Origin of the sequence: Pseudomonas sp. B6001, assembly GCF_013386015.1 — a bacterium.
GTDB lineage: Bacteria > Pseudomonadota > Gammaproteobacteria > Pseudomonadales > Pseudomonadaceae > Aquipseudomonas.
This window is the reverse complement of the sequence record NZ_JACAOX010000041.1, coordinates 84,955-100,961: the sequence shown is the minus strand read 5'-3', so window position 1 is coordinate 100,961 and position 16,007 is coordinate 84,955. Positions and strand designations below refer to the sequence as shown.

At 60.1% G+C, this 16,007-nt stretch carries 10 protein-coding genes; 5 read left to right on the top strand and 5 right to left on the bottom strand.

Annotated elements, in window-relative coordinates; translation table 11 throughout:
- Window positions 1-124: 124 nt before the first annotated feature.
- Complete coding sequence (locus HX821_RS29405) at window positions 125-3,691, bottom strand: hypothetical protein (protein ID WP_256344332.1); 3,567 nt, start codon at window positions 3,689-3,691, stop codon at window positions 125-127.
- Between the two features lie 280 nt (window positions 3,692-3,971).
- Here HX821_RS29405 and HX821_RS29400 point away from each other — a divergent pair, with 280 nt between their 5' ends.
- The 5 genes from HX821_RS29400 (at window position 3,972) to HX821_RS29380 (ending at window position 10,524) form a co-directional block, all read left to right on the top strand.
- Complete coding sequence (locus HX821_RS29400) at window positions 3,972-7,469, top strand: response regulator (RefSeq protein ID WP_008431024.1); 3,498 nt, start codon at window positions 3,972-3,974, stop codon at window positions 7,467-7,469.
- Entirely contained in the window at window positions 7,470-8,285 is an 816-nt protein-coding gene (locus HX821_RS29395) for a protein-glutamate O-methyltransferase CheR (RefSeq protein WP_003217583.1), read from the top strand.
- A complete protein-coding gene (locus tag HX821_RS29390) occupies window positions 8,282-8,881 on the top strand; it encodes a chemotaxis protein CheB (RefSeq protein ID WP_008431027.1) in 600 nt (199 codons plus the stop codon). The genes HX821_RS29395 and HX821_RS29390 overlap by 4 nt, the downstream gene beginning before the upstream one ends.
- On the top strand, window positions 8,875-10,068 hold the full coding sequence (locus tag HX821_RS29385; protein WP_177037176.1) for a hybrid sensor histidine kinase/response regulator: 1,194 nt from the start codon (window positions 8,875-8,877) through the stop codon (window positions 10,066-10,068). Before HX821_RS29390 ends, HX821_RS29385 begins: the two co-directional genes overlap by 7 nt.
- Window positions 10,069-10,146: 78 nt before the next feature.
- Window positions 10,147-10,524, top strand: coding sequence for a response regulator (locus tag HX821_RS29380; protein ID WP_003217591.1), 378 nt, complete (start codon window positions 10,147-10,149; stop codon window positions 10,522-10,524).
- Window positions 10,525-10,554: 30 nt separating this feature from the next.
- Here HX821_RS29380 and HX821_RS29375 read toward each other — a convergent pair whose 3' ends face one another.
- The 4 genes from HX821_RS29375 to HX821_RS29360 all read right to left on the bottom strand — a co-directional run bounded on the left by HX821_RS29375 (window position 10,555) and on the right by HX821_RS29360 (window position 15,860).
- Complete coding sequence (locus HX821_RS29375) at window positions 10,555-12,225, bottom strand: response regulator (RefSeq protein WP_177022834.1); 1,671 nt, start codon at window positions 12,223-12,225, stop codon at window positions 10,555-10,557.
- Window positions 12,222-13,724 (bottom strand): ATPase domain-containing protein, encoded by a 1,503-nt coding sequence (locus HX821_RS29370; RefSeq protein ID WP_102369051.1) that lies wholly within the window; start codon window positions 13,722-13,724, stop codon window positions 12,222-12,224. Before HX821_RS29370 ends, HX821_RS29375 begins: the two co-directional genes overlap by 4 nt.
- A 111-nt stretch (window positions 13,725-13,835) precedes the next feature.
- Window positions 13,836-14,894 carry a lipopolysaccharide assembly protein LapB gene (locus HX821_RS29365; protein WP_102369052.1) on the bottom strand — a complete coding sequence of 353 codons (1,059 nt, stop codon included), beginning with the start codon at window positions 14,892-14,894 and terminating at the stop codon, window positions 13,836-13,838.
- A 75-nt stretch (window positions 14,895-14,969) separates the two neighbouring features.
- Window positions 14,970-15,860: a bestrophin family protein gene (locus HX821_RS29360; RefSeq protein WP_087693011.1), complete on the bottom strand. Its 891-nt coding sequence runs from the start codon at window positions 15,858-15,860 to the stop codon at window positions 14,970-14,972.
- Between the last annotated feature and the right edge of the window lie 147 nt (window positions 15,861-16,007).

Sequence of the window (16,007 nt, the reverse complement as noted above, 5' to 3'; positions counted from 1 at the left end):
GATAAGCAAAACATTGTGCCGGTAACGGCTACAAATGTCGCGTATCACTGCCACTCACTTGCCAGGGGCTTGCTGGAACAACCAGCAAGCCCCTGGCATTGTCTCAAGCTGCCGGTTTTATCGGTTAAAGGGATCCGTACACCAACCCATGCACCCGGCTCTGGTTCTCGCTAGCCTTGAATGTGCTGACCGTATATTCCGGGTTTGTCGGCGTCCCAAACGCTCCCGGGATAAGCTGCGCCTTACTGTTGGCCAGCGATTCCTTCATTCCTTTCTTCATGGCGTCCTCGGTCGGAAAATTGACCAATCCGAAATTGGGGTCGAAATAGAACCATTTTCGCGTGCCGCCTTCCACGATCACTCCCGCTGTCATCGCGTGGACGGGCGTGGCGATGATGAGTGTCTTGGACGTCGTCGCGTTGGCCAGGTCATCGATGATGGCCTGATAGGACTTTTGCGTGACGACTTCGGCCGAGTGCGGTCGCTTTCTGAAGTGATCCTGGGCTTCGCTCATGTCCTTGATGAACCTCGCCGATTTTGGGTTGGTTTCCTTGGTCGCCGCCGCAATGAAAAGCTTGTCGATGTACTCGTCCTGTTTTCCAACGGACACGGCGTAGGCCATTGCGTTGGCTAACACGCCACATTCGCCTCCGGTCACCGTGTCCACCTGGCTCAAATAGAAATTCTGGGGCATGCCCCGGAGCTTGATGCCGGGGATGCGCTCAATTTCGGCTTTGTAGAACTCATAGTTTTTAAGGCCGACTTCTGATCGCTTTTTGCCTATTGACTGTGCCAGGGCGCCGATTTCTTCGGGGCTTCGATTCGGCTTAAGTGCCAGTTCCATGAGCTCTGCGATATCCATGGAGCCCGAGTAGCCCGGGATGTCATCCACTACCCCGTTGTTATAGCCACGCATATACGCATCGTGGCTCGTTGTTCTGGCGTGTTCCTGCGTAGCCTTGAATGAGTTGGATAATTGCTTGGAGGGTGTGTTTTGCGCCTTGGTGGCCGGCCCTCCGACAAAGTACTCCCAGAAGCTTTCAACGTTGTCCTGGATCGACACGGTCTGTGGCGTGAACCCCTTCAACGGTGGGCCATAGGGTTGTTTCTTGAGGGCGTCGTACGCGTACCATTCGCCCTTGTTCAATACAGCGGAGGCTTCGACGGTTTGATCCGCCAGCTTGATGGTGCCGATTGCCGCGACGCCATGTTCCTTGCCGGCGGCTTTCAACAGGTCATGGCTGCCGGCTGCCCCCTTGAGTTTGTTTAGCCCGTTAATGCTTTTTTCGACTACAAACTTGCCGCCCCGGTTAATCAGTCCTGCGCCTCCCAGAAGCAAATCGCCCAAGCCGCCCACCGGGTTCAAGGCGCCGATGGTGGCGACACCGATCTTTTTGGCAACATTCAGCGCCTTGGCGCCTGCACTGAGGGCTTTTGTGCCCGCCTGTGCCGCTTTGGACGAACCCAGGCTGACAAAGCCCAGCAGGTCCAGCTGGAGGTCAATCGCCCCCTCCAGGTAATTACCCTTGGTAAAGTTGGCAATCGCTGACTTGAAGGGAATGAGGTCGAGGAAGAAATGGGTCACCTTCAACTCGGTTTCCATTTGCTTGTCGTAGGTCGTGGCGCCTTTGGCTTGCTTGACGACATCCTCGTTGCCCAGGTCGAGGTTTTCGACAAATGCCTCCGCGATGTACTGGGTACGGGCGGTGGCAAAGCTGTTGGGAGGCAGTGGGTTCGTGTCTGTACTGGCTGAGCGCTCGGGCTCAGTGGCCTCTGAAGCGTCGAATTTTTTTATTCTGTTTTCCTCGATCGCCAGTTCCCAGGTACTCGCAGAGAAATCCTGGGGCGTTACTTTTTTGATGCTGCCGTTTTTTATGTCCAGCCTATAGGTAACAGGTTCCGTGCCACCCTCTACCTGTATCAGCAGCTCATTTTTAATCGGTTTGAAAAGCGAGGTGACCAGGTTTGGGCCCAATTGATAAACAGAGGGCTGGTAAAAAGTGAGGTTGCCCTGCTCGATGTTTTTTCGATCTTCCAGCGGCAGGCTGGCGATCAGGTGCTTTACGGTGGTGACAACCCCGTCGTTCAGCGACTTGATCGACGCTTCAAACTGCTTTTGAAATGTCGCGTTTACGTCGAACTTGAGCGACTGGCCTTCCAGTGCCTGGGTGATGTCTGGATCCTTGGATTCCCAGGTGTAATCGCCCAAGCCACTCATGGCGATGTCCAGCAACGAATGCAGTCCCGCAGGTGCGCGGTTTGGGTCGTAGAGCGGCACGCCAAACTGTTGTTGGCGGGTGTCCTTCACCGTCAGGGCCTTTTTTTCAAACGGCACATCCTCGCCAAATCGCTCTTTGAGCTGGGCCAGTGCAATGGCCTTGCGGCTCGGGATATCGGTCTCCAGCAGGGTGGAGGCCTTCATACGTTCATCCACCTGTTGAGTGAACTCGACGCGTATCGCTTCCAGCTGGTCGGGGCTGTAGGCATCGTTGGGTTGTTTGCTGATAACGCCGTTGGCCACTGCCCAATCAATCAGCGCTGCCCTCTGTGCGCTTTGGGTCACGGCGGGCTCGGCGAGTGCAGCGCTTTCGGCCTTGAGCATCACTTGGGCGAAAGTCATGTTCGGTACCGAGCCCGGCGACTGCGCTTCAATCGACGCCGCCGCAACCGCCAGGTTGACCCAGGCCGGGCTGCCATAGGTCACGCTGGCCGGGATGTCTTTGATCAGGAACTCCGGGGCTGTTCTTGCCAGCAATACGTAAGCACCCGCCTGGGCCATCTCGGGGCTCGTTCTGCCCTCGCTCGACAGGTGTGCGCTCAGCCCGTTGACGATGGCAGAGGCCGGCTTGCCCCAATGTTCTTCACTGGCCACGTCGAAACCGGCCAGTTTGTTCCGTTGAGGCGCCTGGACTGACTCGGGATCCATCTGTGCACTGATGGCGGCCAGCAGGTAGTCGTAATGGCTGTTCTTGGTCTCGATACCATTGAGCCCGCGCTGCAGGGCCTGGCCCATCAGTTGGCCTTCGGGCGAGCTTAAAAGAAACTCGAGGATCTTCGCCGGGTCGTTCAAGGCGGCCACAGGAATGGAATTCTGGTACGCGAGAAAGTCCAGGACGCTCTTTGTCTGCGTGACTTGCGGCTGATCGCCGAGGTGGTGGGCGTGGTTCATCGCAAGCAGGCGCAACTGAGTTTGCTGGTTCTGGTCCAGCGGTGCAGGCCAGGACAAGGCACCGCCCAGGTCACCGAAAGGGTGGGCGGCGATCCTGACGGTCGCTTCCAGTTTCAGCTTGAGCAACTCGGCCTTGGAGGTTGGCAGAGGCACCCCGTTGGCATTCAGGAATGCCTCCAGGCTTTGGTTGACCCTGGTCCCCATGTCCAGGGTGTTGTGATGAGACGAGTCCGGATGAATGGCCATTTGTGTGAGCTTCAGGACGGACTGTACATAGGGGGCGGTGTCGTAGTCTTGCAGGGCCGGGGCTGCGAGGTTGATGGCGTCCAGCAGGTTCTGCCAGTTCTGCCGGTCGGCCATGGGCTGTTTCAGCACATCGGAGCGGCTGGCGGCTGATGCTGGCGCTGCTGCAACGGCAGGGGGCGTGGCTGGCTGGGGGCTCAGGGACGATGCCCCGGAAGCAGGGGAGGAAAAGAATTGGGGCGCAGGCTGTTGCACGGAGAGGTTGCTGACATTTTGCATCGGTGGGTACCTGTTTTATTAGGAGATACGCGCCTTTTCCGAGGAGGTTCCCTGTTCCCCACGGCACCCCTTTGGGTGGGGCGGCCCACACACAACGTTCCAGGCTCACTTCGGTTCCCATGTAAGAAGGAAAGTCAATTGCCGAGTGTTAAAAACACATCCATTCGTCTATTTATCAATGGGTTATGTAATCCATGTCGCTACGGGTAGCAGAAAAATAGCGCTCAGGCGCAACTTTGGGGCAAACTCCTCGTTTTTCCGTATTGGCCAAGGCATGCCCATGACTCCCGCGTCGTCTGTCGATGAGAAAAGCTTCCGTAAATTGCTGGGCCGCAACGTGGCACTGCCGTTGGGCGTTGGCGTGCTCAGCGCGGTGTTTTTCGTCGTTCTGATCACCTACCTGTTGTCGGTGATCCAGTGGGTCGAACACACCGACCGGGTAATCAACAATCTCAACGAAACCTCGAAACTGACCGTGGACCTGGAAACCGGCATGCGCGGCTTCCTGATTACCGGTGACGAGCATTTCCTCGACCCGTACGAAGTGGCCAAGCCGCGGATCATTTCCGACTTGCGCAACTTGCAGGCACTGGTGGCGGACAATCCGGAGCAGGTGGACCGGCTCAAGCGTCTGGAATCGTTGCAACAGGCGTGGAACACCTACGCCCAGTCGATGATTGACATGCAGCGGCAAAACGGCGATTACCGCACCGCCGTGAAAGCCGGGCGTGGCAAGAGCCTGACGGACGAGATTCGCAAGGAGTACGACCGGGCGGTGGCGATGGAGCAACAGTTCCGCATCACCCGCAATGAAGACGTTACCCGCACCACGATCATCAGCGTCACCTTGTACCTGGTGTTTGTGCTCGGCCTGAGTGGCTTCCTGGCGTATGTCGGCCGAAAGAATCTTTTAGAACTTTCAAACAGTTACAGCGAAAACCTGATGTCGCAGCAGAGGATCGCCAAGCGCCTCGAGCAGCAAGCCTGGTTGCGCAACGGCCAGACCGAGCTGGCCGAGCAGGTCCTTGGCCAACTGACGCTGAATCTGCTGGGGCGCAACATTTTGCAGTTCTTTGCCCAGTACATGGGCTCGGCGGTGGCGGCGTTGTACGTGCGTGAAGAGCACGGCGGCCTCACACGCGTGGCTACCTATGGCTTCTCCCGCGAGCAGGAGCAGCAGGAACAGTCGATCTACAACGACGAAGGCATCGTCGGCCAATCGGCCCGGCAGGACCGCCTGATTCGCCTGGACGATGTGCCGGTGGATTACTTCAAGGTCAGTTCCGGCCTCGGCGAAGGTGCGACCCGCAGCGTGCTGGTGGTACCGACCAGCGATGATGGCCGGGTCAACGGGGTGATCGAACTGGGTTTCCTGCGTGCACTCGATGACCGTGATGTCGAACTGCTGGAGTTGATTGCCGACAACATCGGCACCTCCATCGAAGCCGCGCGTTATCGCCAGCGCCTGCAAGAAGTGCTGGCCGAAACCCAGCAGCTCAATGAAGAGCTGCAAGTGCAGCAGGAAGAGCTCAAGACGGCCAACGAAGAGCTGGAAGAACAGTCGCGCATCCTCAAGGAGTCCCAGGCCCACCTGGAAACCCAACAGGCGGAGCTGGAACAGACCAACGAACAATTGGCCGAACAGACCCAGACCCTGGCCGAGCAGCGCGATGCCATGGACCAGAAGAACGTCCAGCTCAACCGCGTACAGATCGAGCTGGAAGAGCGCGCCGACGAGTTGCAGCGCTCCAGCAAGTACAAGTCCGAATTCCTCGCCAACATGTCCCACGAGCTGCGCACGCCGCTGAACAGCTCGTTGATCCTGGCCAAGTTGCTGGCGGAGAACCCCCAGGAAAACCTCAGCGCCGAACAGGTCAAGTTCGCCGAGTCGATCTACTCGGCCGGCAACGACTTGCTCAACCTGATCAATGACATCCTCGATATCTCCAAGGTCGAAGCCGGCAAGCTGGAAATGCGCCCGGAGAACACCAGCGTTGCGCGCCTGGTGGATGGGCTGCGCGGCATGTTCGAGCCGCTGGCGGCCGACCGCAAGCTCGGGTTCCAGGTGGAGGTGCAGGAAGGCTCGCCACACATGCTGTTCACCGACCGCCAGCGCCTGGAGCAGATTCTGAAGAACCTGCTGTCCAACGCCATCAAGTTCACCGAGAAAGGTGAGGTCAGCCTGTCGGTATCCCGGGCACCGGGGGAGGGCATCGCCTTTACCGTACGCGACTCGGGGATTGGCATCGCCCCGGACCAGCAGGAAAGCATCTTCGAGGCGTTCCGCCAGGCCGATGGCACCACCAACCGTCGTTACGGCGGCACCGGCCTGGGCCTGTCGATTTCCCGGGACCTGGCGAACCTGCTGGGCGGCTATATCAGCGTCACCAGCGAACCTGGCCAGGGCAGTATCTTTACCCTGGTGGTGCCCGAGCACTATGTAGAGCGTGACGAAGACACCCCCGCGCTGGAACAGCCGCGCGCGGTAGTCCCTGTGCCTGCACCGGCGCCGATCAAGGTGTCGCCGATGCCGATCGCCCACGAAGCGCAGATACCGCGCTTTATCGATGACCGCGACAAGGCTCCGTTCGCCACGCGTTGCATCCTGGTGGTGGAAGATGAGCCCAACTTTGCCCGCATCCTCTTCGACCTCGCCCATGAACTGGGTTACCACTGCCTGGTGGCCCATGGCGCAGACGAAGGCTACGCCCTGGCGGAACAGTACATTCCCGACGCGATCCTGCTGGACATGCGCCTGCCGGACCATTCCGGCCTGACCGTGCTGCAACGTCTCAAGGAACATGCCGGGACCCGCCATATCCCGGTGCACGTGATTTCCGTGGAGGACCGCGTCGAAGCCGCCATGCACATGGGCGCCGTGGGCTATGCAGTCAAGCCGACCACCCGCGAAGAGCTCAAGGATGTGTTCGCCCGCCTGGAAGCCAAGCTGACGCAGAAGGTCAAGCGTGTGCTGCTGGTGGAAGACGATGACCTTCAGCGAGACAGCATTGCCCGCCTGATCGGCGACGATGATATCGAGATCACCGCCGTAGGCTTCGCCCAGGAGGCCCTGGACCTGCTGCGCACCCACATCTACGACTGCATGATCATCGACCTCAAGCTGCCGGACATGCTCGGCAACGAGCTGCTCAAGCGCATGTCCATCGAGGACATCTGCTCGTTCCCGCCGGTGATCGTCTACACCGGGCGCAACCTGACCCGCGATGAAGAGGCCGAACTGCGCAAGTATTCGCGCTCGATCATCATCAAGGGCGCGCGTTCCCCCGAGCGCCTGCTGGACGAGGTGACACTCTTTCTGCACAAAGTCGAATCGCAGTTGTCCCATGAACGCCAGACAATGCTCAGGACTGCCCGCAGCCGCGACAAGGTGTTCGAGGGCCGCAAGATCCTGCTGGTGGATGACGATGTACGCAATATCTTCGCCCTGACCAGTGCCCTGGAGCACAAGGGCGCGATTGTCGTGATCGGCCGTAATGGCCGCGAGGCGATCGAGAAACTCAATGAAGTCGATGACATCGACCTGGTACTGATGGACGTGATGATGCCGGAGATGGACGGGTACGAGGCCACCGCCTTGATCCGCCAGGACCCGCGCTGGCGCAAGCTGCCGATCATCGCGGTGACGGCCAAGGCCATGAAGGACGATCAGGAGCGCTGCCTGGCGGCAGGCTCCAACGATTACCTGGCCAAGCCCATCGACCTGGACCGGTTGTTTTCATTGATTCGCGTGTGGCTACCCAAGATGGAACGGATTTAATTGGAACGAAGCACTGACATCGAACTGCGCTTGTTGATTGAGGCGATTTACCTCAAGTACAGCTACGACTTTCGCGACTACTCCGGCGCTTCGGTCAAGCGCCGCGTGGCCCATGCGTTGCGTCAGTTCGACTGCGCCACCATCTCGGCCTTGCAGGAACGGGTGCTGCATGACCCGACGGCGTTCATGCAGTTGCTGCAGTTCCTGACGATTCCGGTCAGCGAAATGTTTCGCGATCCCTCGCACTTCCTGGCGATTCGCAAGGAAGTGGTGCCGCTGCTCAAGACCTACCCGTCGATCAAGATCTGGATCGCGGGCTGCAGTACCGGGGAGGAGGTGTATTCCATGGCCATCCTGTTGCGTGAGGAAGGCCTGCTGGAACGCACCATCATCTACGCCACCGACATCAATCCCCGGTCCCTGGAAAAAGCCAAGCAGGGGATCTTTTCCCTCGAGAACATCCGCGCCTATACCCACAACTACCAACAGGCCGGTGGCCAGCGTTCGTTTGCCGATTACTACACGGCGGCTTACGATCATGCGATCTTCGACAAGACCCTGCGGGAGAACGTGACGTTTGCCGATCACAGCCTGGCGACCGATAGCGTGTTTTCCGAAACTCAATTAATTTCCTGTCGCAACGTATTGATTTACTTCAATAAAAAGTTGCAGGATCGGGCGTTTGGATTGTTCCATGAGTCGCTGTGTCACCGCGGCTTCCTGGTGCTGGGCAGCAAGGAAACCCTGGATTTTTCCGCCTACAGCAAACAGTTCGAACCCCTGGTCAAGCAAGAACGGATCTACCGAAAATTATGAATGAAGCTACTGCCAGCCCGGTATCCGGGATCGAGGCCATTGTGATCGGCGCTTCCGCAGGCGGTGTCGAGGCATTGCTGAGCATTTTTGGCGAGCTGCCGGCGAGCTTCGGCCTGCCGATCATTACCGTGCTGCATTTGCCCGACGAGCGCCGCAGCCAGTTGGCGGAAGTGTTTGACCGACGCGTATCGATGAAGGTAGTGGAGGCCCGCGACAAGGAAGTGATCCAGCCCGGTACCCTGTATTTTGCCGGCCCCGGTTATCACCTGTCGGTGGAGCACGACCGCAGCCTGTCACTGAGCCAGGAGGACCGCGTGCACCATTCCCGCCCGGCAATCGACTACCTGTTTGATTCAGCCGCCGATGTCTACGGCAAGGGCTTGCTGGCGATTTTGCTGACGGGGGCCAACCAGGACGGCGCCCGGGGCCTGGCCCACGTCAAGCAGAGCGGCGGTACCACGGTGGTGCAGGACCCTTTGGAGGCCCGCGTCGCCGTGATGCCCCGGGCCGCCCTGGCGCTGCATGAACCTGACCATATCCTCACCTTGAGCCGCATCGGCACCTTGCTGGCTTCCCTGGAATCCTCCCCATGTTAAGTACTGTCCAGGCCAAACTGCTGATCGTCGACGATCTGCCGGAAAACCTGCTGGCCCTTGAAGCGCTGATCAAGCGCGAGGACCGCCAGGTCTATAAGGCATTGAGCGCCGACGAGGCCTTGTCGCTGCTGCTGGAGCACGAGTTCGCCATGGCCATTCTCGACGTGCAGATGCCGGGCATGAACGGCTTCGAGCTGGCCGAGCTGATGCGCGGCACCGAAAAGACCAAGAACATTCCCATCGTGTTTGTCAGCGCTGCCGGCCGTGAGCTCAACTATGCGTTCAAGGGCTACGAAAGCGGCGCCGTGGATTTCCTGCACAAGCCGCTGGATATCCACGCGGTCAAGAGCAAGATCAACGTATTCGTTGACCTGTACCGCCAGAGCAAGGCGATGAAGCAGCAGGTTGAAGCCCTGGAGCAAAGCCGGCGCGAGCAGGAAGCCTTGCTCACGCGCTTGCAGGCCACCCAGGCCGAACTGGAGCAGGCCGTGCGCATGCGCGATGACTTCATGTCGATCGTCGCCCACGAAGTGCGCACGCCCCTCAACGGGCTGATCCTGGAAACCCAGCTGCGCAAGATGCACCTTGCCCGGGACAACGCCGCGGCGTTTACCCTGGACAAGATGCACGCCATGGTCGACCGCGATGAGCGGCAGATCCAGAGCCTGATTCGCCTGATCGAAGACATGCTCGACGTGTCACGCATCCGCACCGGCAAGCTATCGATCCGCCCCGGCCGCTTTGACCTGACGCAACTGGTGCACAACCTGCTGGAGAATTTCGCTCCGCAAGTGGCAGCGGCCGAGTCCTCGGTGAAGTGGGTCCAGGAAGGGCCGGTGGAGGGCAACTGGGATGAGTTCCGTATCGAGCAGGTGGTGTCCAACCTGCTGACCAACGCCTTGCGCTATGGGGCCAAGAGCCCGGTGGAGGTGCGGGTGTACGCCGAGCATGGCGAAGCACGGGTGGAGGTACGCGACCACGGGATCGGCATCAGCGAAGACAACCAGAAGCGGATTTTCCAGCAGTTCGAGCGGGTGTCGGCCAACCACGCCGTGGCGGGCCTGGGCCTGGGGCTGTTTATCTCCGAGCAGATTATCGCGGCCCACGGCGGGACCATTGAAGTGGAAAGCCGGATAGGCGAGGGCGCGTTGTTCCGCGTCTGCCTGCCCCTGGAGGCCGGGGCATGAAATCAATCGCAAATCCGACGCAACCTCTGCGTGACCCCATGGTCGTATCAGCAGCAATTGACCGGACAAAGGCTTCCCATGAGTGAAGATGCACAAGATGTTGTACTGATCGTCGAAGATGACGAATCGATTATGTTTGTGTTGGGCGAGTACCTGGCGGGCCTGGGGTATCGGGTGTTGAAGGCGATTGACGGTGAGCAGGCGTTTGAAATCCTGGCCACCAAGCCGCACCTGGACCTGATGGTGACCGACTACCGCCTGCCTGGCGGCATTTCCGGGGTGCAGATCGCGGAGCCTGCGATCAAGCTGCGCCCGGAATTGAAAGTGATCTTCATCAGCGGTTACCCGCAGGAGATTCTCGACTGCAACAGCCCGATCACGCGCAATGCGCCGATCCTGGCCAAACCGTTTGACCTGGATACGTTGCAGGAACATATCCAGCGGCTGTTGGCTTAACATCTGTAGAAGAGGGAACACACTCCCTCTTCAAGCCTTGATCATCTCCCTCACCTTTGCCGTCAACAGATCAAAGGTGAACGGCTTGGTGATCATCTGCATGCCCGGGTCCAGAAAACCGCCCCGTACAGCCGCATGCTCTGCATAGCCGGTAATAAACAACACCTTCAACTCGGGCCGCACCTGCCGGCCGATCTCCGCCAGTTGCCGGCCGTTCATGCCGGGCAGGCCAACGTCGCTGATCAGCAGGTCAATGCGCTGGCTGGACTCGATGATCGGCATGGCACTGTCGGCATCACCGGCTTCGACGAAGGCATAGCCCAGTTCACTCAGCACGGCGCTGACCAGCACTCGCACGGCCGGGTCGTCCTCGACGATCAGCACGGTCTCGCCGGCATTGGCGAACGGCAGCAATGCCGGGTTGAGCGGTTCATCTGCAATGACCTCGCCGACATACCTCGGCAGGAACAGGCTGACGGTGGTGCCTTGGCCCACCACACTGTGGATCGACACATGCCCGTGGGATTGGCGCGCAAACCCGTAGATCATCGACAACCCCAGCCCGGTGCCCTGGCCAATGGGTTTGGTGGTGAAGAACGGGTCAAATGCACGGCTGATCACGCTCTCGGGCATGCCGCAACCGGTGTCGCTGACGCTCAGTTCCACATAGTCGCCAGGGGTGAGGGTGCCGTAGGCTGCGGTAAACACACTGTCCAAGTGGCGGTTGGTGGTTTCCACCACCAGTTTGCCGCCGTTGGGCATCGCATCCCGGGCATTGATGGCGAGGTTGAGCAGGGCGCTTTCCAGCTGGTTGGGGTCGGCTTCGGCGGTCCAGAGTTGCTCGGTCAGGCGGATATCCAGGGCAATGCTTTCATTCAGGCTGCGTTGCAGCAGCTCACCCATGGAGCTCACCAGTTGATTGATCTGCACCGGTTTCGAATCCAGCGACTGGCGACGGGAAAACGCCAGCAAGCGGTGGGTCAGGGCGGCCGCGCGGTTGGCTGAAGTGACACCCAGGTCGATCAGGCTGTCGAGGTCTTCGGTGCGGCCCCGAGCCACGCGCCTGCGCAGCAGTTCCAGGCTGCCGATGATGCCGGTCAGCATGTTGTTGAAGTCATGGGCGATGCCGCCGGTCAATTGGCCGACGGCTTCCATTTTCTGCGATTGGCGCAACGCTTCTTCGTTATTGCGCAGCTGCGCCGTGCGTTCTTCCACCTGTTGCTCAAGGGTTTCCAGGGTGCTTTGCAGGCGCTGTTCGCTCTGGCTCAGGTCGATCAGCCGGTCGCGGGCCTCGTATTGCCGACGACGTCCGCGCAGCGCCGTGGTCACGAGGCTGATCAGGGTGATCGGGTGGAACGGGCGCTCCAGGAACGTCACGTTGCCCAGCAAGGTGCTCAGGTGCGACGAGCCATTCTGTTCGCTGCCGCCGTGGTGCGTCATCAGCACAATCGGCAGGTCTGACCACGCCGGTTGTTGATGCAGGTACGTGAGCAGCGGTTCCAGGTCGATACCGCGCAGGGCTTCGGCAGCAATGACCAGCAAGCCGGCACCGTGCTCCAGCTCCTCGCAGAGCATCTGCAAATGGCTGGCGATGATGCCGTTGAAACCAGCCTCATTGAGCATCATCAACGCCAGGGAGCTGTCGCGACCCAGGGGCGCCAGAATGATCGCCCGTTCGAAAATGGCCGGCAGGCCACTCATGAACTTTCATCCTTGAGCAGCGGGTTGTCGGTGCCCATGTAGGTCGGTACGCCGCGCAATACACCCTGGAACGCATCAAGCGGTTCGCCGATGGTCATGCCACGACTGCCGATGCGGTATTCGCGAATGGTCGATTCGTGGCTGCCGGTGCGTTTCTTGATGATCGAAATCGCACGCCGCACCTTGCCCAGCGCTTCGAAGTAACGCAGCAGGATCACGGTGTCGGCCAGATAGGTAATGTCCACCGGCGCCTGCATGTCCCCCACCAGCCCGTGCTGGGCGACGGTCATGAAGGTCGCGGCGCCACGGCGGTTGAGGTACAGCAGCAGTTCGTGCATGTGCAGGATCAACGCGTTCTCTTCCGGCATCGCGGCCTGATAGCCATTGACGCTGTCGATCACCACGGTCTTGATCCCGCGTTCGTCCACACAGCGGCGCACCCGATGGGAGAACTCGCCGGGGGACAACTCGGCGGCGTCTACCTGTTCGATCAGCAGGTTGCCGGTGGCTTGCAGGGCTTCCAGGTCGATGCCCATGTTCTTCATGCGCTCGAACAGCAGACCCAGCTCTTCATCAAAAATGAACAGCGCGGCTTTTTCGCCCCGGGAGACGGCTGCTGCGGCAAAGATCATCGAGATCAGCGATTTACCGGTACCGGCCGGGCCCAGGATCAAGGTGCTGGAACCAGTCTCGATCCCGCCGCCCAACAGGGCGTCCATCTCGCGGATGCCGCTGGTGAGGGTCTGGCGGTTGTAGCCGCCACGGTGCTCGGCGGCCACCAGGCGCGGGAACACATGTACGCCGTCTTCCATGATGGTGAAGTCGTGAAAACCGCCGCGGTATTTCTGCCCACGGTATTTCACGATCCGCACGCGGCGGCGCTCGGCGCCGTAGTTGGGGGTCAGTTCTTCCAGGCGAATCACACCGTGGGCCACGCTGTGTACGGTCTTGTCGAGGGACTCGGTGGTCAGGTCGTCCAGCAGCAGCACGGTGGCGTCGTAGCGCACGAAGTAGTGCTTGATCGCCAGGATCTGCCGGCGATAGCGCAGGGAGCTTTGCGCCAGCAGGCGGATTTCCGAAAGGCTGTCGATCACGACGCGGGTAGGTTTGACCCGTTCCACCACTTCGAAGATCTGCCGGGTGGCTTCGCCCAGCTCAAGGTCCGAGGAATACAGGAGGCTTTGCTGGTGCTCGGCATTGAGCAGGCTTTCGGGGGGAGTCAGTTCAAAGATGTGAATGTGTTCGTCCAGGTCCCAACCATGGGACTTGGCACCCTGGCGCAACTCGCGCTCGGTTTCCGACAGGGTGATGTACAGCGATCGTTCGCCGTTTTTTGCGCCGGCCTGGAGGAAATGCAGGGCCACGGTGGTTTTACCGGTGCCGGGTTCACCTTCCAGCAGGAACAAATGGCTACGGGAAAGCCCTCCGGCAAGAATGTCGTCCAGACCTTCAATACCGGTGGCCGCCTTTGCTGTGAACAGCTCTTTGGATGTAGACAAGAAGTGCCCTCGGGTCACAAATAAGTAGTCGGCAGCGCCGTCTGGGGCGCGCCATATTTACTTGACCTTGCCGCCGTGTGGCGGTTCAACGTTTTGTATCAAATACCGCTTTTACAGGCCCTGTTGCAGCGCCGGGTCGTCCGGATTCTGCTGTTCAAGCTGTGCCAGCAGCACCTGCACATTCTGCAACTGGCCGGTTTCCTTCCAGTAATTGACCAGCAGCACCCTGGCTTTGCGATTGGCCGGGTTGCGCTGGATGATTTCTTCCAGCTGGCGCTGGGCGGCCTCCAGTTCCTGCTGGGCGTGCAGGGTGGTGGCCAGGTCGTAGCGGTAATCCTGGTTGTTCGGTTCGAGCTCCACCGCTCGGGACAGGCTGAGCAGGGCAAAGGCGCGCTCGCCATGGTGCAGCAGCCACATGCCCAGGGCATGTTGCAGGTAGGCCGAATCGGGGTGGGCCTGCAACTGTTTGGCCAGGAGTTGGCGGGACTCGTCGACCTTGCCCTGCTTGTCCAGCAGTTCAATTTGCGCGACCACGGCTTGCAGGTTGTCCGGTTGCAGGCGCATCGCCTGCTCCAGGGCGTTTTGTGCGTCGGGCAGTAGCGCGCTGTGAATGTACAGGCGTGCCAGCTGGATCCAGCCTTCGGGGCTTTCGGGTTGGCCCTTGAGCAGCTTTACGTATTCGTCGAGCACTTGCTGCAACGGGCCGAAGTACAGGCCCAGGGTATCCGGGGACAGCCCGAGCAAGGCATTGGCCGCGGCAAACCTGACGCTTTGCTCCGGGTCATCCAGCAGTGGCCCGAGCAACAGCGTGCGCTGGCCGCTGGGCACCAGGCCGACAATGCTGTGAATCGCCGCCTCGCGCACCATTGGCGCGTCGTTGGCCAGGTCCTTGTCCGCCAGCTTGAGGGCCTGGGGGCTTGGGTAGTTGGGCAGTTCGGCATGCAGGGCGGCGCGGCGCACGTCGGAAAGGTCCGGGCGGCCCAGCTGTTGATACAGCACACGGGCGGCGCCGGGTTCACCGTTATGCGCCTGCTTCAAGGCCTTGGCGTAACCATGGGCGATGGCCGGGGGCACGACCACCGGCGTGGTGCGGGTGAAATACCAGGTGATCAGCACAATAAACAACAGGGCGCACAGGCCGACGATGGAGTAACGGCGTGACTTTGACATGCAGGCGTCCGAAAGCTGGGCAGCTAGTGCAAAGCCATCAGCTTCGGTCAGGTTATCGCGAGTGTCAAACTCGCATCACGTCAGCACGAACTCAATCGGCTCAAGGGCCGGCGGCAGCGTGGTTTCGCCGAGGGCGGCGAGAATCTCGCGCTCCAGGGTGCGCACGATGGCGTTGCAGGGCAGGTCGTTTTCGTCGAAGCCGAACGGGTCTTCGAGGTCGTCGCCGATTTCGTCCAGGCCGAAGAAGGTGTAGCTGACGATGGCGGTGAACACCGGGGTCAGCCAGCCCAGCGGCTCGGCCATGGCGAAGGGCAGCAGGATACAGAACAGGTAGATGGTGCGGTGCAGCAGCAAGGTGTAGGGGAAGGGCAGCGGGGTGTGTTTGATCCGCTCGCAGGAGGCCTGGACCTGGCTCAGGCCGTACAGCCGGGTTTCCAGTTGGGTGTAGCGCCAGTCGCTGATGTGGCCCTGTTCGGCGAGGTTCGAGCAGCGGGCGCCGAGGTCTTGCAGGATGCTGTCGGGCAGGTTCGGGTGGCCGGGTTCTGGGTTGGCCCACGGTTTGATCGCCTGGCTTTCGTCTTCCAGGCGCAGGCGGGCGATCAGGCCATGGGCGAAACCGCACAGGCTGCGCAGGACGTGTTTGCGTTCGGCAGGGTTGAGGACCTGGGTTTCGCGGATCAGTGAGCGGATCTCGATGATCATCTGGCCCAGTTGTTTGCGGCCTTCCCACCAGCGGTCGTAGCAGGCGTTGTTGCGAAAACTCATGAAGATGGACAGTGACAGCCCCAGCAGTGTGAAGGGTGTGGCGTTGACCTTGGAAAAGTAGGCCGGGTGCAGGGTTTCTACCAGCACGATGACTGAGGCCAGGAGGGTGACCAGCAGGCTGCGCAGCGCAATGCGTTTGGCGATCGAGCCCTTGAGGGAGAACAGGATGCCGAGCAGGTTGGGTTTGGGACGGACGATCATGGGCGGGCTTCTTGGGTGGCGCAGGCTGTCAGGTTAGAAGCATGTTTGCGTTGCGTCCAATTGCTTGGGCTGACTGGGTGATTGGTGGGGTCTATCGGGATTGAGTACATATCCGTTTTTTCGGTGACCAGAGCGAAAGCAGATCTG

What these genes read in the sequence shown, in the direction of transcription:
- HX821_RS29405 (WP_256344332.1), bottom strand. Translation starts at nt 3,691, where the DNA reads ATGCAAAATGTCAGCAACCTCTCCGTGCAACAGCCTGCGCCCCAATTC.
- HX821_RS29400 (WP_008431024.1), top strand. Translation starts at nt 3,972, where the DNA reads ATGACTCCCGCGTCGTCTGTCGATGAGAAAAGCTTCCGTAAATTGCTG.
- HX821_RS29390 (WP_008431027.1), top strand. Translation starts at nt 8,282, where the DNA reads ATGAATGAAGCTACTGCCAGCCCGGTATCCGGGATCGAGGCCATTGTG.
- HX821_RS29385 (WP_177037176.1), top strand. Translation starts at nt 8,875, where the DNA reads ATGTTAAGTACTGTCCAGGCCAAACTGCTGATCGTCGACGATCTGCCG.
- HX821_RS29380 (WP_003217591.1), top strand. Translation starts at nt 10,147, where the DNA reads ATGAGTGAAGATGCACAAGATGTTGTACTGATCGTCGAAGATGACGAA.
- HX821_RS29375 (WP_177022834.1), bottom strand. Translation starts at nt 12,225, where the DNA reads ATGAGTGGCCTGCCGGCCATTTTCGAACGGGCGATCATTCTGGCGCCC.
- HX821_RS29365 (WP_102369052.1), bottom strand. Translation starts at nt 14,894, where the DNA reads ATGTCAAAGTCACGCCGTTACTCCATCGTCGGCCTGTGCGCCCTGTTG.
- HX821_RS29360 (WP_087693011.1), bottom strand. Translation starts at nt 15,860, where the DNA reads ATGATCGTCCGTCCCAAACCCAACCTGCTCGGCATCCTGTTCTCCCTC.